Annotated in this window: 16 protein-coding genes; 7 read left to right on the forward strand and 9 right to left on the reverse strand. The window is 62.8% G+C overall.

What is annotated here, in order from left to right:
• The first annotated feature begins 18 nt into the window (after window positions 1-18).
• Genes ACVWZ4_RS00960 through ACVWZ4_RS00970 form a run of 3 tightly spaced genes read left to right on the forward strand, consistent with a single transcriptional unit; the run spans window position 19 to window position 3370 of the window.
• On the forward strand, window positions 19-1527 hold the full coding sequence (locus ACVWZ4_RS00960; RefSeq protein WP_456739663.1) for an ABC transporter substrate-binding protein: 1509 nt from the start codon (window positions 19-21) through the stop codon (window positions 1525-1527).
• A gap of 10 nt (window positions 1528-1537) precedes the next feature.
• Window positions 1538-2479 carry an ABC transporter permease gene (locus tag ACVWZ4_RS00965; RefSeq protein ID WP_456739664.1) on the forward strand — a complete coding sequence of 314 codons (942 nt, stop codon included), beginning with the start codon at window positions 1538-1540 and terminating at the stop codon, window positions 2477-2479.
• A 3-nt stretch (window positions 2480-2482) separates the two neighbouring features.
• Window positions 2483-3370, forward strand: coding sequence for an ABC transporter permease (locus ACVWZ4_RS00970; protein ID WP_456702435.1), 888 nt, complete (start codon window positions 2483-2485; stop codon window positions 3368-3370).
• On the opposite strand, the gene cnbZ is transcribed toward ACVWZ4_RS00970, so the two are convergent.
• The 7 genes from cnbZ to ACVWZ4_RS01005 all read right to left on the reverse strand — a co-directional run bounded on the left by cnbZ (window position 3367) and on the right by ACVWZ4_RS01005 (window position 13730).
• A complete protein-coding gene (gene cnbZ, locus ACVWZ4_RS00975; RefSeq protein ID WP_456738061.1) occupies window positions 3367-4113 on the reverse strand; it encodes a 2-amino-5-chloromuconate deaminase CnbZ in 747 nt (248 codons plus the stop codon). The genes ACVWZ4_RS00970 and cnbZ overlap by 4 nt on opposite strands.
• A 7-nt stretch (window positions 4114-4120) precedes the next feature.
• Entirely contained in the window at window positions 4121-5371 is a 1251-nt protein-coding gene (locus ACVWZ4_RS00980; RefSeq protein WP_456702433.1) for an adenylate/guanylate cyclase domain-containing protein, read from the reverse strand.
• Window positions 5368-5757 carry a response regulator gene (locus ACVWZ4_RS00985; protein WP_092227706.1) on the reverse strand — a complete coding sequence of 130 codons (390 nt, stop codon included), beginning with the start codon at window positions 5755-5757 and terminating at the stop codon, window positions 5368-5370. The genes ACVWZ4_RS00980 and ACVWZ4_RS00985 overlap by 4 nt, the downstream gene beginning before the upstream one ends.
• Window positions 5754-8360 (reverse strand): ATP-binding protein, encoded by a 2607-nt coding sequence (locus tag ACVWZ4_RS00990; RefSeq protein ID WP_456702432.1) that lies wholly within the window; start codon window positions 8358-8360, stop codon window positions 5754-5756. Before ACVWZ4_RS00990 ends, ACVWZ4_RS00985 begins: the two co-directional genes overlap by 4 nt.
• A 323-nt stretch (window positions 8361-8683) precedes the next feature.
• Window positions 8684-11779, reverse strand: a complete 3096-nt coding sequence (locus ACVWZ4_RS00995) for a MexW/MexI family multidrug efflux RND transporter permease subunit (protein ID WP_456738059.1) — start codon at window positions 11777-11779, stop codon at window positions 8684-8686.
• Window positions 11780-11847: 68 nt separating this feature from the next.
• A complete protein-coding gene (locus ACVWZ4_RS01000; protein ID WP_456705215.1) occupies window positions 11848-13041 on the reverse strand; it encodes an efflux RND transporter periplasmic adaptor subunit in 1194 nt (397 codons plus the stop codon).
• A gap of 2 nt (window positions 13042-13043) precedes the next feature.
• Entirely contained in the window at window positions 13044-13730 is a 687-nt protein-coding gene (locus tag ACVWZ4_RS01005) for a TetR/AcrR family transcriptional regulator (protein WP_456702431.1), read from the reverse strand.
• A gap of 326 nt (window positions 13731-14056) precedes the next feature.
• Between ACVWZ4_RS01005 and ACVWZ4_RS01010 the strand changes: the two genes are divergently transcribed.
• On the forward strand, window positions 14057-15277 hold the full coding sequence (locus tag ACVWZ4_RS01010; RefSeq protein ID WP_456739665.1) for a cytochrome P450: 1221 nt from the start codon (window positions 14057-14059) through the stop codon (window positions 15275-15277).
• Between the two features lie 4 nt (window positions 15278-15281).
• On the opposite strand, the gene ACVWZ4_RS01015 is transcribed toward ACVWZ4_RS01010, so the two are convergent.
• Window positions 15282-15464 carry a hypothetical protein gene (locus tag ACVWZ4_RS01015; RefSeq protein ID WP_456739666.1) on the reverse strand — a complete coding sequence of 61 codons (183 nt, stop codon included), beginning with the start codon at window positions 15462-15464 and terminating at the stop codon, window positions 15282-15284.
• On the opposite strand from ACVWZ4_RS01015, the gene rocD reads away from it, so the two are divergent.
• Complete coding sequence (rocD, locus tag ACVWZ4_RS01020) at window positions 15448-16662, forward strand: ornithine--oxo-acid transaminase (RefSeq protein WP_456739667.1); 1215 nt, start codon at window positions 15448-15450, stop codon at window positions 16660-16662. The two genes, ACVWZ4_RS01015 and rocD, sit on opposite strands and share 17 nt — an antisense overlap.
• Window positions 16663-16797: 135 nt before the next feature.
• Here rocD and ACVWZ4_RS01025 read toward each other — a convergent pair whose 3' ends face one another.
• Window positions 16798-18351: a putative bifunctional diguanylate cyclase/phosphodiesterase gene (locus ACVWZ4_RS01025; protein WP_456702427.1), complete on the reverse strand. Its 1554-nt coding sequence runs from the start codon at window positions 18349-18351 to the stop codon at window positions 16798-16800.
• Between the two features lie 493 nt (window positions 18352-18844).
• Here ACVWZ4_RS01025 and ACVWZ4_RS01030 point away from each other — a divergent pair, with 493 nt between their 5' ends.
• Together ACVWZ4_RS01030 and ACVWZ4_RS01035 are read left to right on the forward strand one after the other, a co-directional pair.
• Window positions 18845-19906 carry a hypothetical protein gene (locus ACVWZ4_RS01030; protein ID WP_456763588.1) on the forward strand — a complete coding sequence of 354 codons (1062 nt, stop codon included), beginning with the start codon at window positions 18845-18847 and terminating at the stop codon, window positions 19904-19906.
• Window positions 19809-20255, forward strand: coding sequence for a GGDEF domain-containing protein (locus tag ACVWZ4_RS01035; RefSeq protein WP_456763745.1), 447 nt, complete (start codon window positions 19809-19811; stop codon window positions 20253-20255). The genes ACVWZ4_RS01030 and ACVWZ4_RS01035 overlap by 98 nt, the downstream gene beginning before the upstream one ends.

The raw sequence follows: 20255 nt of genomic DNA on the forward strand, positions 1-20255 counted from the left end.
AGCAATGGGGACTGTCTGATGAAGAAGTTTCGCCTGGCCGCAGCGGTGGCCGCGTTCCTCCTGTCGCTTGGTGCCGTCCAGGCCCAGACCACGCTGCGCATCGGCCTTGCTGAGGACCCTGATATCCTCGACCCATCCATGGCGCGCACCTATGTCGGCCGCATCGTGTTCGCCGCCTTTTGCGACAAGCTGTTCGACATCGACGAGAAGCTCAACATCGTGCCGCAACTCGCGCTGTCCAGCGAAACGGTCGACCACGGCAAGGGCCTCGTCATCAAGCTTCGGCCCGGCGTGAAATTCCACGACGGGGAGCCGTTCGACGCGGAAGCGGCCAAGTTCTCGCTGGAACGCCACCTGACCTTCCCCGGCTCGTTCCGCAAGCCGGAGCTTGCCTCGGTCGACCACATCGACGTCGTCGATCCCCTCACCATCAAGCTGGTGTTGAAGTCGCCATTCTCGCCGCTGCTCGCCCAGCTTACCGACCGCGCCGGCATGATGGTCTCGCCGAAGGCGGCGAAGGCAGCCGGTGATAAGTTCGGCCTGCACCCTGTCTGCGCCGGCCCCTACAAATTCGTCGAACGCGTGCAGCAGGACCGCATCGTATTCGAAAAGTTCGCCGACTACTGGAACAAGGACAACGTCTTCATCGACAAGGTCGTGTTCCAGCCCATCGTCGATGCCACCGTGCGGCTGGCGAACCTGAAATCCGGCGGCCTCGATCTGATCGAGCGCGTGCTCGCCACCGACCTCAAGGAGGTCCGCGCAGACTCTCGTCTGAAGGTCGCGACCGCGATCGAACTCGGCTATCAGGGCGTCACGCTCAATATCGGCAAGGACAAAGCCAAGGGACCGCTCAGCCAGTCCGCAAAGGTTCGGCAGGCGCTCGACCTTGCCATCGACCGTGAAGCAATCGACCAGGTCGTGTTCAACGGCGAGTTCCAGGTCGGCAATCAATGGGTCAATCCCGATCATCCCTACTATCAAAAGGCCTTTCCGGTCCGCGCCCGGAACGTGGAGAAGGCCAAGGCGCTGCTGAAGGAGGCCGGCGTGACTCTGCCGGTCAGCATCGATTTCCTGGTGCCGAAGGGCGCGGAAAACGAGACACCCGCGCAGGTGATCCAGTCAATGGCCGCAGAAGCCGGGTTCGACATGAAGATCCGTGTCACCGAGTTTGCGACCGGGCTCAAGCAGGCCGAAGCCGGCGATTATCAGGCCTTCTGGCTTGCCTGGAGCGGCCGTATCGATCCCGACGGCAACACCTTCGTCTTCCTGCATAGCGGCGCACCACAGAACTACAGCGACTGGAATAATCAACAGGCCGACAAGGCACTGGAAGACGCGCGTCTCGTCACCGACCCCGCCAAGCGCAAAGCCACCTACGAAACCCTTGCAAAGCTGGTCCAGGACGAGGAGCCGATCCTCTACCTCTACCATCGCCGCATCATCATCGCGCATACCACCAAGCTCGAAGGCTACAAGCAGATGCCTGACGGCCTCGTGCGCGTCGTCGGCCTCAAGCTGAAGTGACACGGCGGGAATGCTGAACTTTCTCACCCGGCGACTTGCGCAGATCGTACCGACCTTGTTCTTCGTCTCGGTGCTGATCTTCTCGCTGCAGCAATTGCTGCCGGGCGATCCGGCACTGGTGATGGCGGGCGAAGAGCGCGATCCCGATGTGATCGAGCAGATCCGGCACCAATACCGGCTCGACCAGCCCGTTCCCGTGCAATACGCCTACTGGATCAAGGGCGTCCTTGTCGGCGACTTCGGCGAGTCCTTGCGCAACAAGATGCCGGTGCGCGAGCTGATCGCACAAAAGCTGCCGGTGACGCTGCAGCTCGGCTCGATGGCCATCATCATTGCCTTCCTGATCGGCATTCCTGCCGGGATCGTCGCGGCGGTGAAGAGAGGAACGGCCTGGGACTACGGCGCCAATTTCTTCGCGCTATGGGGCATCTCGACGCCAAACTTCTGGCTCGGCATCATGCTGATCTTCGTGTTTTCGATTGAGCTCGGTTGGTTGCCGGCCTCGGGCTACGTGCCGCTCACCGAGAACTGGCGCGCGAGCCTGGCTGCCACCATCATGCCCGCCTTCGTGCTCGGCAATGCCATTGCCGCGGTCCTGATGCGGCATACCCGCAGCGCCATGCTGCAGGTGCTGGAGAGCGATTATGTTCGCACCGCGCGCGCCAAGGGACTCTCCGAGCGCTCGGTCATCCTCAAGCACGCCATGCGCAACGCGCTGACGCCGGTCATCACGCTCGGCGCGCTCGAACTCGGCACGCTGTTGTCCGGGGCGGTGCTGACGGAGCAGATCTTCTCCATTCCAGGTTTCGGCAAGCTGATCGTGGACGCTGTGTTCAACCGCGACTACGCCGTCGTGCAGGGTGTCGTGCTGGTGACCGCCACCATCTACATCGCCCTGAACCTGGTTGCCGACGTCGCCTATATCCTCGTCAACCCGCGGCTGAGGGGCTAGGCCATGACCGACGCCGTGCTCACGGCCGATCCAGTCACGGATCCAGGCGAACTGGACAGCCCGGCGCGCCGGGCGCGGCGCCGCCTGTTCAAGCGCAAGGCGGCGGTTGGGGGCCTCGTGGTCCTGGCCATCTTCATCCTGCTCGCGCTGTCCGCGCCGCTTCTCGTGCCGTACGATCCCATCGCGACGAGCTGGGGCCTGGTGCGCAAGCCCCCTACCGCAGCGCACTGGTTCGGCACCGACGAGCTCGGCCGCGATATCCTGAGCCGCGTCATCTACGGGGCGCGCGCCTCGTTGCTGGCCGGTCTGATCTCGGTTGCGATCGCCCTCGGGATCGGCGTGCCGCTTGGCCTCGTCGCCGGCTATCGCGGCGGATTTGTCGATGCGCTGATCAGCCGGATCACCGATGCGATGCTGGCCTGTCCGTTCCTGATCCTGGCGATTGCACTGGCGGCGTTCCTCGGCCCCAGTCTCGGCAATGCCATGATTGCGATCGGTATCTCGGCCACCCCCGTCTTCATCCGTCTCACGCGCGGACAGGTGCTGAGCGTCAAGGCGGAGGACTATGTCGAGGCCGCCCGCGCCCTCGGCAATCCGCCCTGGCGGATTGCGGTCTCGCACATTCTGCCGAACATCCTGCCTGCATTGCTGGTGCAGGCCACGCTGTCGATCGCAGCTGCCATCATTGCGGAGGCCGCCCTATCGTTCCTGGGGCTCGGCCAGCAACCGCCGGCACCGTCCTGGGGCAGCATGCTCAATGCGGCGCAACGCTTCCTGACCCAGGCGCCCTGGATGGCGATCTGGCCGGGGCTTGCGATCTTCCTCGTCGTGCTGTCGCTGAACTTGCTTGGCGATGGCCTGCGCGATGCGCTCGACCCGCGCCAGCGCTAGATGACGGTCTCGCGCAAGACGCGGCGGCAATCCATTTCGTATTCGAGATCGACCACCGGCGGTCGTGCAAAGTGCCAGGTGAGCCCCGAGCGCAATGCGCCGCGCCTGACCAGCTCGTCGACCAGCGCGTGATGAAAATCGTGCACGGAATAGGCCTGCACGCCGGTCGTGTCCTTCCAACCGAAGCCAAAAGCCGTCATCCGGCTCTCCATCTGCGACGTGGTGGTGAACCGCACTTTCTCGCGCAAACCCTCGGGGCTGAGATCGCGGTACCGTACCGTGCGCTCGACGTAGGTGCCGCCGCCCTCGCGCGCCTCTGCACCGCCCGCAATGACAAAGGACGGCGCGCTGGAGCTCGTCGGCCGCGTGAAGGAGAACGCGTAGAATGACGGCTCGGGGGGCGGATCGACCTCGGGACAGACGTTGCTGCGCGCCACCGGATTGGTCGAGCCGTCGAAGATGCCCCATTCCGACAGCGTCTTGACGTAGTGCAGATTGAAGGCGCGAAAGCCCTCTTCGCTGAACGCCGCCGGCGAGCGCAACTCGCAGGCACAGAAGGCGGTCAGCGGACGTCCGACGCCCTGGATGTACTTTGCAGCCAGCGCAAACCCTTCGGCCAGCGGCACCAGACGATCGAACCGGACGCGCTCGATCTCGTAGCCGTCATCGGCGGCAGCGCCAGCGGAATACTGGAAGACGGAGGGAATGAACCGGTAGTTGCCGGTCGAGAATTCGCGCGTCATGTGGCCTCTAATCCAGTTGAATGCGGGCGCCCTTGCCGCCGTTGAGCAGGCGCTTCAGGTGAAAGCCGGCGAGAGGATCGTCGGCGTGCATACCGACCAACGCAGCAAAGGCCGGCATGGCGGCGGCATCGCCCGCTTCCATCCTGGCAAAGGCCTCGGAATATTGCGCTGTCGCGGGCGCCTCGAATTTTTCCTGCGGCAGCGGCTCGAATGCGCGGAGCGGCTCGCTGCGCCCGCGCAGCATCAGCTCACCCACCGGACGTCCCTGAAAATTCTCGGCGGCCTCGGCGACACTGGAGCTGACGCAGATGCGGGTCCCCAGCTGCTTGTTGGCAGCCTCCAGCCGCGCCGCGATGTTGATCGTATCCCCATACGCGGTGTAGTCGAAGAAGCGGTTGCCGCCAAAATTCCCGACCAGCGCGGAGCCTGCGTGAATACCGATGCGGGTGGCACCGAAATTCACGCCCCTGGCCTTCTGACGCACGCAAAAATCCTGCGCCCAGCGATCGAGGTCATGGGCGCACGCCACCGCACGTGTCGCATAATCAGGCTGATCGCCGGGCGCATTGAACAGCACATGGAGCGCATCGCCGATGATCTTCGCGACCGTCCCCTCATGCGCGAAGACGACCTCCGTCATGCCGCCAACATATTCGTTGAGGAGCGCCCCCAGCGTCTCGGGCGGCGCGCTTTCGACCAGCGAAGTGAAGCTGGTGATGTCGGTGAAGATGGCCGCGACATCGCGCCACTGGACCTCGATACCCTCACCCTCCCTGCTTGCCGCCAGGCGTTTGGCAAGCTCCGGCGAGAAGTGGCGCGACAACGCGGCGTGGGCCCGCTCGGCCTCTGCCTGGCGGCGCCGCACCTCGCGCAGCATCTCGATGTGGCGAAGGGTCTTCTCGATCGTAGCTTCGAGATCGGCGAAATCGATCGGCTTGGTCAGAAAATCGAACGCGCCGCGGTTCATGGCGGTGCGGATATTGCTCATGTCGCCATAGGCCGAGACGATAATGGTCGACTTCTTGTCCTCGGCTTCCTGCAGCTTCTGCAGCAGCGACAATCCGTCCATCCGCGGCATGTTGATGTCGGAGACCACCATGTCCACCTGCGGATTCTGCTCGAGCGACTCCAGCGCCTCCAGGCCGTCCCGCGCGAACATGATGGCGACGACCCCGTCGCGTATCTGCCTGCGGAATTTTTGCAGGATCAGCGCCTCGAGGTCGGGCTCGTCATCGACGAAGAGGATGGTCGGGGTCATGCCGCCTGCTCGAGCCTGGTATCGATCTCCTGGCGCAATTGCGCAAAGTCGATCGGCTTGGTGAGAAGCTTCGCGGCGCCGCGCTCGATCGCGGTCCTGCGCGTCTCGGCATCGCCATAGGCCGTGATCATGATGACCGGAACATGGGGATGATCGGCGCGTACCTTGGGGAGCATGTCGAGCCCGCTCATGCCGGGCATGTTGATGTCGGACAGGATCAGGATCAAGGAAGGGTCGCGAACTTCGGCCGCGCGCCTGATCGCATCGGGCGCCGACGGCGCGAACTCCATCTGGAATCGGCCGGCGCGCAAGTCGCGCCGGAACTGCTGCCGGAACAGCGCCTCGACGTCGGGCTCGTCATCGACGACCAGGATGTAAACGTTCAAGTCCTGCCTCCGGATGTGCCGCCAGCCGCCATCGTGCGCGGCAGCGTGATGATGAATTCGGTGAATGCACCGGGCGTGGTATTCACGTCGATCGTGCCGCCGTGCTGCTTCACGACGATGTCATGGCTCATGGACAAACCAAGCCCGGTCCCCTCGCCCGCCGGCTTGGTGGTGAAGAAGGGGTTGAACATCTTCTCCTTCACCTCCTGCGGAATGCCCGTGCCGTTGTCCCGGATCCGGATCTCGACGCTGGCGCCGATATTCTTCGTCGATGCGCTCAGGGTCGGCTCGAAGTCGGCAGCAGCGCTCTCCTTGTGCTTGGCCGCCGCATAGAAGCCGTTCGAAATCAGATTGAGGAAGACGCGGGTGATTTCCTGTGGATAGACATCGGCCATACCGGCGGCCGGATCGAAGTCGCGCGCGAGCGTCACGTTGAACGACGGCCTTTCCGCGCGCGCGCCATGATAGGCCAGATTGAGGCTCTCCTCCACGATCGCGTTGATGTCGGTGGGGCGATGCTCGCCGGAGCCTTCGCGCGAATGCAGCAGCATGTTCCTGACGATCGAATCGGCACGCTTGCCATGCTGCACCACCTTGTCGAGATTGCCCTTGAGCATGCCGGTGAGCTCGTCGACCTCTTCCTTCGTCTTGTCGTCGAGCGAAGCTGTTTGCAGGACCTCGTTGAGCTCGTCGATCAGCTCGGTCGAGACCGAGGAGAAATTGTTGACGAAGTTGAGCGGGTTCTTGATCTCGTGGGCGATGCCTGCCGTGAGCTGGCCGAGCGATGCCAGTTTCTCGGTCTGGATCAGGCGGCCCTGAGCCGCGCGCAGATCGTCGAGCGACTGCGACAGTTCTCTCGTGCGTTCCTGAACTTCGTCGAACAACCGCACGTTCTCGATCGCGATCAGGGCCTGATCCGCAAAGGTTGTCGCAAGCTCGATCTGTTTCTCGCTGAAGGGATGCACGACATGCCGAGTCAAGACGAACACCCCGATGGGCGTCCCCTCTCGAAGCAGAGGAACACCTAGCATCGTACGCACATTGGAGCGTCTTCGTGCAGACGAAGGTGCATATTCCGGATCGGCCTGCACATCCGGAACATGAACCGTCTTGCACTCGAGCAAGGTGCGTCCGACGACACTTCCGCGCTCCGGTACCGAAGCAAATGTCCGAAGCTTGGTCTCCTGCTCGGCATCAAGGCCGCAGCTTGCTGCCAGATAAAAGACGCCATCGCGGGGCCGAAAGATCGTACCTTCGTCCGCGTCGCACAGGCGGGCCGCCGACCCAACCAGGGTGTCGAGCACGGTCTGCAGATCGAACGTCGAGCGGCTGATTACCTTCAGCACATCGGCGGTGGCGGTTTGCTGCTGTAGTGCTTCCCGCAATTCGGCAGTCCGCTGCTCGACCTTGCTTTCGAGGCCGGCGTAGGATTCCTGCAGGCGCTCGCCCATGTGGTTGAACTGGTCCGCGAGCTCCTCCAGCTCGTCGCCGGTCTTGATCGCGATGCGTTGGGCGAAATCGCCGCTGCCGATGCGCACCGCGCCGCTGCGCAGTGCCTGGATCGGACCGACCATGCGGCGCGCGAGGAATACTCCGGCGAGCACCGCGAAGATCGAAGCTGCGAGCAGCACGATCGCAAGCCGTTCCAGCGAGGCATAGAGGGTCGCGTAGGCTTCCTCGACCGGCAGCTCGACGAACATGGTCCAGCCGAGCGGGGCAATCGGCGCGGACGCCGTCAGAACCTTCTGTCCCTGGATGTTGGTCGCTTCCTGCAAGGAGTCCGGCATGGCACCGCCGCCGGCGAGCGCCGCACGCACCTGCGCCAGGCCTGACAGGTCGGTATTGCGCAAGACCAGGCTGATATCGGGATGCGCGATCAGGCGGCCCTCTGGGCCGACCACATAGGCGTGCCCGTGCTGGCCGACCTTGATCTGGGAGACGACATCCCAGATGAGCTTCAGGTTGACCTCCGCGATACTGACGCCGGCGTCCTTTCTCGCGCCGGCCAGCGCCAGTGTCATGTAAGGTTCCGACTCGCGGCGGAAATACACCGGCCCGTAATAGACCTTGTGCGCAATCGCCTGCGTAAATTTAGGATCGTCCGACAGGTCGATGCCGCTGTCGATCGCATCCATCGCCAGCCGCGAGACACGAAGGCGCTCTCGGCCGGTCGAGTCGACCTGGGCGAGTTCGGTGATCGCAGGCACCTGACGCAGCAACCGCAGCGCGTCGAACCGGCGCGGCTCGATCGAGGCTTGGTCGCTTTTGTCCGGCTGGTGGCTCACCGACCACGGCAGTTGCGTGGTCCAGCCCAGCTGGCTCTCGATCTCTTTGACGAACTGGCTGATCTTCGCGGCGGCCGCCTCGGCCTGCTCGTGCTGGACCCGGATCAGCGCGGCCTTGTGCTCCCGGTAGTAGAACAAGACCTCGAACAGCCCGTTCGCCAGCAGGGCAATGGCGACCACGGCCACGAACAGCGCGACATATTTGGTGAACAGCCGGGTCTTGATCCCAGGCCCCGCCTCGCCGGACGCGACGCCGCCCTCGGCCGCACTCGGCAAGGTCCTGGTTTGCGGGGTATCGGGATGGACGGAAATGCTCATTCCCCCAAGCCTAGCAAGAAGGCCGGAGCTTGTCTCTCGGTGCAGCGCACAAGGCTATTCAATGACCCAGTCGGCAATTGCCAGCAAGGTGGGCGGAATTTCAAGCCGGTCGCCTTCGCCGTCTTGAGATCGATCGCCAGGGCATAGCGGGTCGGCAGCTCGAACGGCACATCCTGGGGTCTGCCCCATTGAATATGCGGCCCGCCAGCGCGCCGGTCCGCTCGAAGGATTCCGAGAAGTCGGCGCCAAACGAGATGAGCCCGCCGCCGCGGGCGAACTCGTCGAATTCATCGATCGCCGGCAGCTTCGCTCAAAGCCTTGGGTCAGGTCGGGCGCAGCGCCTTGGCGTCGAGGTCGAGCTCGTTGACCTGTTTGTTGCGCTCGGAATCTGCCGCCGCACGATGGTCGGTCGCCAGCACGACATAAACGGCGGGCAGCACGAACAGGGTGAACAGCGTGCCGATCGACATGCCGGCCACGACCACGAGGCCGATCGAGAAGCGGCTGGCCGCTCCTGCGCCCGATGCGGTCAGCAGCGGGATCAGGCCGGTGACCATCGCCGCCGTCGTCATCAGGATCGGCCGCAGACGGATGCGGGCCGACATCTCGATGGCCGAGCGGCGGTCGAGCCGTTCGTTGACCTGGAGCTCGTTGGCGAACTCCACCATCAGAATGCCGTGCTTGGTGATCAGGCCGACCAGCGTGAGCAGACCGACCTGGGTGTAGATGTTCATGGTGGCCACGCCGAAGAACAGCGGGATCAGCGCGCCGACAATCGCCATCGGCACCGAGATCATGATCACGAACGGGTCACGCAGGCTCTCGAATTGCGCCGCCAGCACCAGGAAGATGATGATCAGCGCGAAACCGAACGTGATCGCGAGCTGGTTGCCTTCCTGCACATACTGCCTGGAATCCGCGAGATAGTCGTGGCTGAATCCCTGCGGCAGCTTCTTGGCCTCACCTTCGAGGAAATCCACCGCAGCACCAACCGTCACGCCGGGCATCGGCACGGCCGAGAAGGTCGCCGAATTGAGCTGATTGTAGTGCGTCAGCGAGTTCGGGTCGGTCTTGGTCTTGATCGAAACCACGGTCGACAGCGGGAGCTGCTGCCCGGTGTTGGTCGTCACATAGTAGTCGCCGAGCGATTCAGGCGACAGGCGCTCGCTGCGCGGCACCTGCGGAATCACCTGGTACGAACGGCCCTGGAGATTGAATCGGTTGATGTAGTTGCCGCCGAGCAGAACCGCGAGCGTGGAGCCGAGATTCTGCATGTTGATGCCGAGGTCCTGCGCCTTGGTGCGGTCGATCGTGACGTCGACGTTCGGCTGGTTGTAGGCAAGGTCACTGTCGGAGACGATGAACATGCCGCTCTTGCGCGCGGCGTCCTTCAGCTTCTCCATCTGCTCGTAGACTGTCTGGAAGCCCGCGGTCGAGCTGATGACCATCTGTACCGGCAGACCGCCCGGTCCGCCCGGCAGCGGCGGCAGGTTGAATGCGAACGCCTGCACGCCTTCAATCTTGGAAAGTTCGGCCTGGACCAGCGGCTTCAGCGCGATCGACGAGCGCTTGCGCTCGTCCCACGGCTTGAGCAGCATGCCCGCGATGCCGCCCTGCGGACCGTTGATGCCGTTCAGCACGAAGCGCAGGTCGGTTTCGGGGAATTTCTGGAACTCCTTGTCGAGCTTGTCGCCGTAGAAATCGACATAGTCGATGTTGGCGTATTTCGGCGCCTTGGTCACCGCGAACACGATGCCCTGGTCTTCCTCCGGCGCAAGCTCTTTCGAGGTGTGCATATAGAGGAAGCCGACGAGCCCGAGGATCGTGATCGCGAACAGGCCGGTGATGGCCTTGTAGTCGAGCGAGCGGTCGAGCCTCCGCCCGTACCATCGCGTCACGGCGCCAAATACCCTGTTCACCAGTTTGGCGAACCGGCCTTCTTCCGTGTTCTTCAGCAGCACCGAGCACATCATCGGGGACAGCGTCAGCGCGATCACGCCCGACACGATCACCGAGCCCGCGAGCGTGAAGGCGAATTCGCGGAACAGCGAACCGGTGAGGCCGCCGAGGAAGCCGATCGGGGCATACACCGCCGCGAGCGTGATGGTCATCGAGATGACGGGGCCGACGATCTCGCGTGCGCCTTGCAGCGAAGCCTGAACCGGTGTCTTCCCCTCCTCCAGATGGCGGTGGATGTTCTCCACCACCACGATGGCATCGTCGACCACGAGACCGATCGCGAGCACCATCGCCAGCAAGGTCAGCAGGTTGAAGCTGAAGCCCAACGCCAGCATCAGGGTACAGACGCCGATCATCGACAGCGGGATGGTGACGACAGGGATAATGACCGATCGCAGCGAGGCCAGGAACAGGAAGATCACCACGATCACGATGATGACGGCTTCGCCCAGCGTCTTCTCCACCTCGTCGATCGAGGATTGGATGAACTTGGTCGAGTCGTAGGCGACCTTCATCTTCATCGACGGGGGCAGATTGCGCTCGAGTTCCGGGAACAGCGCCCGGACGCCCTTGACCAGCGTCAGCGGGTTACCCTGCGGCGTTGCCTGCACGCCGATGAAGATCGCGTGCTCGCCGTTGAAGGCGACGCTCGCGTCCGTGCTCTGAGCCGCAAGCTCGACGGTGGCGATGTCCTCCATCCGCACGAACCCGCCGTCCTTGGCTTTGACGATCATCTTCTTGAACTGGTTGACGTCGGTCAGGCCCGTGTTCGTCGAGACATTCGAGACGATGAGATAGCCCTTGGTCTGCCCCGCGGCGGACTGGAAGTTGTTGGCGGTGATCGCGGAAGCAACGTCCGCCGGCGACACGTTGCGGCCGGCCATCTTCACCGGATCAAGCCAAAGCCGCATCGCAAAGGTCTGGCCGCCCAGGATGTCGGCCGACGCAACACCGTCGACGGTGGACAACACGGGCTGCACCACGCGCGTCAGATAGTCGGAGATTGCCGAGCCCGACAACTCGTCGGACGAGAAGCCCAGATACATCACGGCCGTGGTCTGCCCCGTCGTCTTGGTGACGATCGGGTCGTTGGATTCCTTCGGGATCAGGTATTTGACCGAGTTCGTCTTCGCCAGCACCTCGGTGAGCGCCTGGTTCGGATCGAAGTTCAGCTTGATGTAGACCTGGATCGTCGAGGTGCCGAGCACCGAGGACGAGGTGATGTAGTCCACGCCTTCGGCCGAGGCGACCGCCTGCTCGATCGGTGTCGTGATGAAGCCCTGGATCAGGTCCGCGGACGCGCCGGGATAAACGGTCGTGATGTTGATGACCGTGTTCGACAGCTTCGGATATTGCCGGATCGGCAGCACCATCGCCGCGCGCAGGCCGATCAGCAGGATCAGCAGGCTGACAACGACCGACAGAACCGGGCGCTTGATGAAAATATCAGTAAAGGCCATCGCGGCGATCTCGATTTCTATGTCTCAAGAGACGTGATCCGGCCAGGCCCGATCACGTGCGTGTCTTGTCAGTAACGCGGCGGCTGCGCGGGGATCGGAGGAGCCGGGTCGGTCGAAATCGCAACAGCGGCGCCCGACTGCAGCTTGAGCTGACCGACGGCGACGACCTTGTCGCCCGGCTTCAGGCCCTTGATGATCTCGACGCGGCCGTCGACCCGGTTGCCGGTCTGCACGAAAGTTCGCACCGCGCTCAGGCTGGTTTTGCCATCGTCACCCTTCTTCTCGGCGATTACGAACACCGAGTCGCCGTACAGCGTGTAGTCGACCGCCGTCTCCGGCACGGTGGTTACGGCCGGCTTGTCCGGCATTACCACCGTGGTGCTCACGAACATGCCCGGCTTCAGGATCTTCTCCGGGTTGGCGATGGTCGCCTGCACACGGATATTGCGGGTGTCGGTCGCGATCTGCGGCTCGATCGTGGTGATCTTGCCGTCGAAGGTGCGGCCCGGATAGGCGTCCACCTTCAGCCGGACCACTTGTCCGACCTTCAAATTGGCCGAGTCCTTTTCCGTCACGGTGAAATTCGCCCACAGCTCCGAGAGATCGGTCAGCGAGACGATCGCGGTGCCGGCTGTGAGATATTGTCCAACCTCGACCTTGCGGACGCCGAGATCGCCGGAGAACGGCGCGCGCACCAGCTTCTGCGAGATCAGCGCTTCGGTCTTGGCGATGCCGGCCAGCGCCTGGTCATAGGCGGCTTGCGCGGAGTCGACGGTCGCCTGCGGACCGAACTGGCGCGATGCCAGCTGCTTGGCGCGATCGAGCGAAAGCTGCGCGACCGTTGCCTGCGCCTTGTAGTTGGCGAGGTCGCCCTGGTCCGGTCCATCGAACAGTTGAACCAGCGGCGTCCCGGCCTCGACATGGGTGCCCGGCTCGAACTTGATCTCGGTGACACGTCCGTTGACGTCGGCGCTGACGTCGACCTGGTGCACGGCAACGAGGCTGCCGACTGCGGTGAGCAGGTTCGGTACCACTTCGGACTTCGCGTCGGCCGCGCTAACCAAGGTCGGGGGCGGCTTGTTGTTGGCGAAGAACTGCTTGATCATCTGGCCCCGGAAATAGTTGAACCAGACGAGACCGCCGACCAGCGCGCCGAGGAGCGTGCCGACGATGATGAACCAGAGCACCGGCCGGACCGGACGCTTGGGAGCCTTGCTGTCGATCGGTTCGCCCGAAATCTTGTGTTCGGCCACGATGTTCATTGTCATGCGCTTTCTGCAATCGCCCTCTTGCCGGCATCCGCGGCCTGATCGTGGCCGAGATGCAAAGCAATTGCGGCGTCGTTAATTCCGATACCCCTCAAGAGAAACTCACAAAGCTGCCGCTCCAGATCGTTCGCCCGGCCATAAGCGAGGCAGGGCACGGAGGGCAGCCTGGTTAGCGCAGCGGTCATCACCGTATGATGCGCAAACCAGAACAGGTTGAGCGGCTTGCTGCCACAAGCCCGCGCATCGCCGGCCTCGACCGCGCGTTCGAGCGAGGCGACGAAGACCGCTCCGATCAGCGTCTCGATCTTGGCATATAGCAAACGCGCGAATTCGCCATCATCCAGATGACTAGTGGCCATCAGTCGCAGGCGCTGGGCCTCTTCCTGGTCGGGACCGTCGGCGATCTGCACGAAGTGCTCGACCATGCCGCGGATCAGCTCGACCAAGGTGGCCGTCGACGGCTCGCGCTCGAGCAGTTCGGTCAACGCCGGGTCCGCCTCGCACTCGTCGCTGAGGATTTCGGCATAGAGCGCCGCCTTGGACGGAAAATGCTTGAACAGCAACGCCTCGGAAATGGCAGCAGCGGCCGCCACGCTCTTCGTCGTGGTGCCGTTATAGCCGTGTCGTGCAAAGCAGCGTTTCGCGGCTCCGAGGATCAATTGACGCCTCAGGTCGCTCGTCATACGCAATGAGCTCATGCTAGTGAGTAATCACTCACCCACGCCAAAGTCAAGCAAATTGCTGCGTCGCAACCTAAGTGCGTGAGAATCCATCGGAAATCGGTCACAGGTTACCGCGGCGGGGCGCCCCCAGAGAGCCAAATCGACGGTCGGCCTCGGATTGGCTGGGAGCCGAGGTCGCCACAACCGCAGGATGGGAATCAGCGACAGAGTGCCATGCGATTGCCGCCGCCGGTCGACTTGCTAATCACCACATGACCGTAGACGGTGGTCAGCAGAGCTCGAAAAAGCGAAAACAGCATATCGCTGTCATCAGGTGAGTATGGCGCATGAACGCAGATGCGAACGAATTGGCGGCCAATTTCGATCTGGCGAAGCTGACGAGCGAATTCTACGACGATCCCTATCCGACCTATCGTGCACTGCGGGAGAACGAGCCGGTCAAGCGGCTCGCGAGCGGCACCGTATTCCTGACGCGCTACGACGACCTCGTCACCACCTACAAGAACACAAAGTCGTTCAGCTCGGACAAGAAGCGCGAGTTCGCGCCGAAATATGGCGACACCCCGCTGTACGAGCACCACACTACGAGCCTCGTTTTCAACGACCCGCCGGCGCACACCCGCGTGCGGCGCCTGATCATGGGCGCGCTGTCGCCGCGCGCGATCGCAGGGATGGAGGGCGATATCGTCAAGCTGGTCGACGGCCTGCTCGACGCCATCGCCGCCAAGGGGGCTTGCGAGCTGATCGAGGATTTTGCCGCCTCGATTCCGATCGAGGTCATCGGCAATTTGCTCGACGTTCCCCACGACGAGCGTGCGCCGCTGCGCGATTGGTCGCTGGCGATCCTTGGCGCACTCGAGCCTGTCGTATCGATCGAGGCCGCCACGCGCGGCAACAGGGCTGTGACGGATTTCCTGGCTTATCTCGAAACGCTGGTCGCGCGCCGACGGCAGAAGCCGGGCAACCCTGATCGCGACGTGCTGACCCGCCTGATCCAGGGCGAGGAGAACGGCGAGCGGCTGACCGAGAAGGAGCTGCTCCACAATTGCATCTTCCTGCTCAATGCCGGCCACGAGACCACGACCAATCTGATCGGCAACGGCCTCGTCGCGCTACATCGGAATCCTGACCAGAGGGAACGTTTGATCGACAATCCGGATCTGATCAAAACTGCTGTCGAGGAGATCCTGCGCTACGAAAGCTCGAACCAGCTCGGCAACCGCATGACGACCGAACCTGTCGAGCTCGGCGGCGTCATGCTCGAAGCGGGCACGTCGGTGACACTGTGCATTGGAGCTGCCAACCGCGACCCGGCGCAATTTCCCGACCCTGAACGCTTTGACGTCGCGCGCACGCCGAACCGGCATCTTGCCTTCGCCACCGGCGCGCATCAATGCGCCGGCATGGCGTTGGCGCGGCTCGAAGGCGCGATCGCGATCTCGCGTTTCCTGGCGCGCTTCCCCGACTACGCCGTGAGCGGGCAGCCGGTGCGCGGCGGCCGGGTGCGGTTTCGCGGCTTCCTGAGCGTCCCCTGCTCGATCGGCTGAGGCGTCATGAGCATCGATCAATTGCGCTGACGGCGATCCTGCGGATCAGATCCAAGGTCGACGAATATCGCCGGTCCGAAGACTTCCGGGCGGGCAGTCCGATACCCACATCGATTGAGTGCGGCCGGCGCAGTCGGTCAACGCCGGCGCCCAGCAATGGAGTGACGAAGATGAGCGCGTCGGTCATTGATGTTCTCGCAACGGAACGGCGCCTCGGCACCCACAATTACGAACCGATCGGGGTCGTCCTCTCGCGTGGCGAAGGTGTCTGGGTCTGGGACAGCGAAGGCAACCGTTATCTCGATTGCCTCTCCGCCTATTCCGCAGTCAGCCAGGGCCACTGCCACCCCAGGATCTTGGCGGCGATGGTGGAGCAGGCACAGCGGCTGACGCTCACCTCGCGCGCGTTCCACAACGACCAGCTCGCCCCCTTCTACGAAGAGATCGCGGCGCTCACCGGCTCCCACAAGGTGCTGCCGATGAACAGCGGCGCCGAGGCGGTCGAAAGCGCGATCAAGTCGGTCCGCAAATGGGGCTATGAGGTGAAGGGCGTGCCGGACGGCCAGGCCGAGATCATCGTCTGTGCCGACAACTTCCACGGACGTACGCTGGGCATCGTCGGCTTTTCGACCGACCCTGAGACCCGCAAGCACTTCGGGCCGTTCGCGCCGGGCTTCAAGATCATCCCGTTCGGCGACGCCGCTGCCCTCGCGGCGGCGATCACGCCCAACACCGTCGCCTTTCTGGTCGAGCCGATCCAGGGCGAGGCGGGTGTCATCATTCCCCCGGCCGGCTACTTTGCGAATGTGCGCCAGCTCTGCAGCACCAACAACGTGATGCTTGTGCTCGACGAGATCCAGACCGGGCTTGGCCGTACCGGCAAGCTGCTGGCCGAGCAGCACGAGGGAATCGAGGCGGACGTAACGCTGCTCGGCAAGGCGCTGTCCGGCGGCTTCTATCCCGTCTCGGCCGTGCTCTCGAACAACGAAGTGCTCGGCACGCTGAGGCCCGGGCAGCACGGCTCAACCTTCGGCGGCAACCCACTTGCCTGCGCGGTGGCGCGCGCCGCCATGCGCGTGCTGGTCGAGGAAGGTATGATCGAGAACGCGGCGACGCAGGGCGCACGCTTTCTGGAAGGCCTGAAAGACATCCGCGCCAACACGATTCGCGAGGTCCGCGGGCGCGGCTTGATGCTGGCGGTCGAGCTGCATCCCGAGGCCGGGCGCGCACGGCGCTACTGCGAGGCGCTCCAGGCCAAGGGCATCCTCGCCAAGGATACCCATGAGCATACGATCCGCATCGCGCCGCCGCTGGTGATCACCAGCGACCAGGTCGACTGGGCCCTGGAGCGGTTCGCCTCCACCCTGACGCAGGATTTCTCGTGAGGCTGCTTGCGTCGGAACACCGCAAGGCGGCGGCAATCAACAAACCAACGACTTCGCCACCTGCGCGTTTGCTTCCTATGGGCTGACGCCACGCGGCCGCCTGCGCGCCATGACGAACCGCGTCAGCACATCGGCTCACGCGTGCAGACTTCTTGGGCCATCTTCAGCAACCGCCGTGCGGCCGAATTCGCGATCAAGCAGCGCGGGGACACCGGCGGCCGGGACGGCATCACTGAACAGGTAGCCTTGTCCTTCTGTGCAGCCATTGGCCAACAGATAGGCCAGTTGGCCTGCGTCTTCGACGCCCTCGGCCGTGGTCGTCAAGCCAAATCCTTTTGCAAGGCCAAGGATAGCACGAACGATCACCCGGCTGTCGGTACTGTCGTCGAGATGCGACACGAAACTGCGATCTATCTTGATCTTGTCGAGGCGAAACGAAAGCAGCTGGCTAAGCGTCGCATAACCTGTTCCGAAGTCATCGAGCGCGATGCGGACACCGGCTTGACGGAGTTCATCAATCACAGCCTTCGCAACCCCGGTTTTTTCCACGAACGCGCTCTCGGTGATTTCAATTTCCAGGCGGCGCGGACTGAGCCCGGTTTGCCCAAGGATCGATAAAATGCGCTGTCCAAGCGCGGGATCACGCAATTGAATGGGCGAGATATTGAAGGCAAGCATAAACGCCTCCGGCCACGCATTGGCATCGAAACAGGCGCGGCGAAAAAGCTGATCTCCAAGCGCGTTGATGAGGCCCGTTTCCTCTGCAATCGGAATGAACACGTCTGGTGGAATACGCCCCAACGTCCTGTTTTCCCAGCGCGCCAGGGCCTCGAACCCGATGATGCAATTACCTTTGAGCGAAACCAGCGGCTGGTAGTGCGGTTCGATAATATCCGCCGTGATGGCGCTGCGAAGCTCTCGCTCGATCTGGATGCGCCGCTCGACATGCATGTCCATCTCTGGTTCGAAAAAGCGAACACACGGCCTGCCACCGCCTTGTGCGCGATAAAGTGCACGATCTGCGCGCCGGACCAATTCGCGGAGATTGACCCCGTTAGTCGGAGCGATGGCGATGCCAATTCCAACGCCAAGCTCGGCTGCCCCGGTCTCGATCGCGAAAGTGTCGGCGGCGGACGCCACAATACGGCGCGCCAGATTGGTGGGAACGTCGAGGGAGCTGATGTCTGGCAGGACAATCCCGAATTCGTCCTCCCCGATCCTCGCCAGCACGCCATCCTTGCGCAAGATGTCGGCGACCCTGTTGGCAAATTCGCACAATGCCTTGTCCCCTCCTGCGTGGCCATGCGTGTCCTTGATCCTCTTGAAGCCATCAAGGCCAAGCATCAGAACGGCCACCCGGTGCGTGTCGCTGGCGCGGCTGAGGCACGCGTCGAGTTTTTCATCAAACAGGCGGCGGTTAGGCAGCCCGGTCAACGGATCGTGTCGCGCCAGATCGCGCGCCTCTCCTTCAGCAGTGGCTCGTGCTTTGGTTTCGCAGACGAGCTCCCGATAGCGGCGAACACTGAAGATTGTCAGCGCAAGGCACAGGAAGAACGCGACGAAAATGATGAAAACGATGTCGTCGGGTGCCGAATCCGCATAGCCCAGGCCTAGCTGAAACAGACGAGGACCAAGCTCATAGACATGCGCCAAGATCGAAGCGAGAACGACGCCGCCAAAGAGAGCCATGAAATCCCTTGCGGCGGAGCTACGCCAATCGAACCAAACGGCGTGTAGTACGCGCGATCGTGGCGTTGACTTCATCACAGTCGAACCTTTGCCGACGCCGGCTGTTCCAGTGATGTTCTTAAAGGTAGCATAGATCTCAGCTTAATACCACATGTTGTGCGCTCGTGCGCCGATCGTCGGAACTCGATTGACGCTTCGCAAAGCCGCGACGGTAAAGGCTTGGCCGGATTGCATGGTCGTTCCGGCAAAAGCGTTGCAGCCTCCATCGGCACGCCTCAACCAGGAGCCGTGCTACCGGTGATCGCTACCGACCTCCCGTGAAGGTTGTAAGTTCTGGAATTAACGGTCAAGGCGTGTTAACGTTGACGCTATAGATCTTCCTCGACCGGCTGTGCGACTCCCGAACATCGTCCCGGTTTGACCGCGCTCTCGCGGCCGGCGAGCCACCGACAGTCCATCAAACGACTGCAGGTATCACCATGGGAGACGGTAGATGCATATGAGCACCGATCTTGCGGTATCCGAGCCGCCCAACGCGCTCCGGCTGGCCACACAGGCGTATACGAGCCTTCTCCTCATCGCCTTCGCCCTGATGCCTGCCCTGTTCATCGCCTACCTCTATTTCCAGCAGGATCCCACGCTAAAATTCGAAAATCATCTGTTCCACGAATTCGCGATTGCCGTCGCCACCCTCGAAGGGCTGTTCGTCACCTACGTGACATGGCGTTGCTACCGGTCTTCAGGCGAACCTCTGTTGCGTTGGATGACCCTGGGTTTTCTCGGCTTCGTGCTGATCTATGCGCCGCACGGCGCCTTCACGGGGATGGCACACCGAAATATATGGCTGTTTCTGCTCTATGGACCGGCGTCGCGTCTCGCGATGTCGATTCTGCTTTTCGTTGGGCTGCTCAGCTACAACCAGCCGTCGGACAAGGTCGAGAGGCGTTCGGATGCGCGCGCATGGCTGATTTGGATTGGCCTGTTCCTGACGATGGACATAGCCGTCGCTCTGATCGCCTACTCCCCCTTTGCCGGACACCCGGTGGTCCGCTTGTCCATGGAGGGCGGCGCACTGGTGTTCAACGCACTGAACGTCGCGGTCCTGCTCATGCGACGGATTCACTCGCCGCTCATGCTCATTTTCGGCATTTCGGTCGCGTGGTTTGCGCTATCGTCGCTCGCGTTCATTCTGGCGGCGCCGTGGAATCATATGTGGTGGCTCGCCCACGCGATCTTTGCTGGCGGCTTCTTCCTGCTCAGCTATGGCGTTGTCCAGGCTTTCCGAACGACGCAATCATTCTCGACTATCTATAGCCAGGAAGAAAATGGCGGCCCGCCTGGCCGCGTCGATGGCAGACACTCAAAGAGCCCTACAGCAGGTGCAGCTGAGCAATCAAAGACTGGAACGCCTGGCTGCCACCGACCCGCTGACCGGTGCCGGAAATCGGCGCCACTTCATCGAACATATCGGCGCCGAGATCGCGCGGGCCAGGCGAAGCGGTGCTCCACTATCCCTGCTGTCGCTCGACCTCGACCATTTCAAGGATATCAATGACTCGCGTGGTCACAGCGTCGGCGATGAGGTCCTCCGCGTATTCGTGCGCAAGTGTCTGGAGGCGATCCGCCCCTACGACTCCGTCGCGCGCGTCGGCGGTGAAGAGTTCATGGTGTTGCTGCCGGGGGCGACCCTCGACGCGGCTTGCGCTGTCGCGGAGCGCCTTCGATCGGCCATTGAAGGCACTGCATTCGACGTCGGCGCCCAGCCGTCGGTCGGCGTCACCATCAGTGTTGGAGTGTCGGAGTTCGGGCGCGATGGAGACACGGTTGACGGAATCCTGAGCGTCGCCGATCAGCGGCTCTATCGCGCAAAACATGAAGGTCGCAATCGTGTGATCGTCGCGTAG

It is taken from the genome of Bradyrhizobium sp. USDA 4472, from assembly GCF_054058595.1.

What these genes read in the sequence shown, in the direction of transcription:
- ACVWZ4_RS00960 (WP_456739663.1), top strand. Translation starts at nt 19, where the DNA reads ATGAAGAAGTTTCGCCTGGCCGCAGCGGTGGCCGCGTTCCTCCTGTCG.
- ACVWZ4_RS00965 (WP_456739664.1), top strand. Translation starts at nt 1,538, where the DNA reads ATGCTGAACTTTCTCACCCGGCGACTTGCGCAGATCGTACCGACCTTG.
- ACVWZ4_RS00970 (WP_456702435.1), top strand. Translation starts at nt 2,483, where the DNA reads ATGACCGACGCCGTGCTCACGGCCGATCCAGTCACGGATCCAGGCGAA.
- cnbZ (WP_456738061.1), bottom strand. Translation starts at nt 4,113, where the DNA reads ATGACGCGCGAATTCTCGACCGGCAACTACCGGTTCATTCCCTCCGTC.
- ACVWZ4_RS00980 (WP_456702433.1), bottom strand. Translation starts at nt 5,371, where the DNA reads ATGACCCCGACCATCCTCTTCGTCGATGACGAGCCCGACCTCGAGGCG.
- ACVWZ4_RS00990 (WP_456702432.1), bottom strand. Translation starts at nt 8,360, where the DNA reads ATGAGCATTTCCGTCCATCCCGATACCCCGCAAACCAGGACCTTGCCG.
- ACVWZ4_RS00995 (WP_456738059.1), bottom strand. Translation starts at nt 11,779, where the DNA reads ATGGCCTTTACTGATATTTTCATCAAGCGCCCGGTTCTGTCGGTCGTT.
- ACVWZ4_RS01000 (WP_456705215.1), bottom strand. Translation starts at nt 13,041, where the DNA reads ATGAACATCGTGGCCGAACACAAGATTTCGGGCGAACCGATCGACAGC.
- ACVWZ4_RS01005 (WP_456702431.1), bottom strand. Translation starts at nt 13,730, where the DNA reads ATGACGAGCGACCTGAGGCGTCAATTGATCCTCGGAGCCGCGAAACGC.
- ACVWZ4_RS01010 (WP_456739665.1), top strand. Translation starts at nt 14,057, where the DNA reads ATGAACGCAGATGCGAACGAATTGGCGGCCAATTTCGATCTGGCGAAG.
- rocD (WP_456739667.1), top strand. Translation starts at nt 15,448, where the DNA reads ATGAGCGCGTCGGTCATTGATGTTCTCGCAACGGAACGGCGCCTCGGC.
- ACVWZ4_RS01015 (WP_456739666.1), bottom strand. Translation starts at nt 15,464, where the DNA reads ATGACCGACGCGCTCATCTTCGTCACTCCATTGCTGGGCGCCGGCGTT.
- ACVWZ4_RS01025 (WP_456702427.1), bottom strand. Translation starts at nt 18,351, where the DNA reads ATGGCTCTCTTTGGCGGCGTCGTTCTCGCTTCGATCTTGGCGCATGTC.
- ACVWZ4_RS01030 (WP_456763588.1), top strand. Translation starts at nt 18,845, where the DNA reads ATGCATATGAGCACCGATCTTGCGGTATCCGAGCCGCCCAACGCGCTC.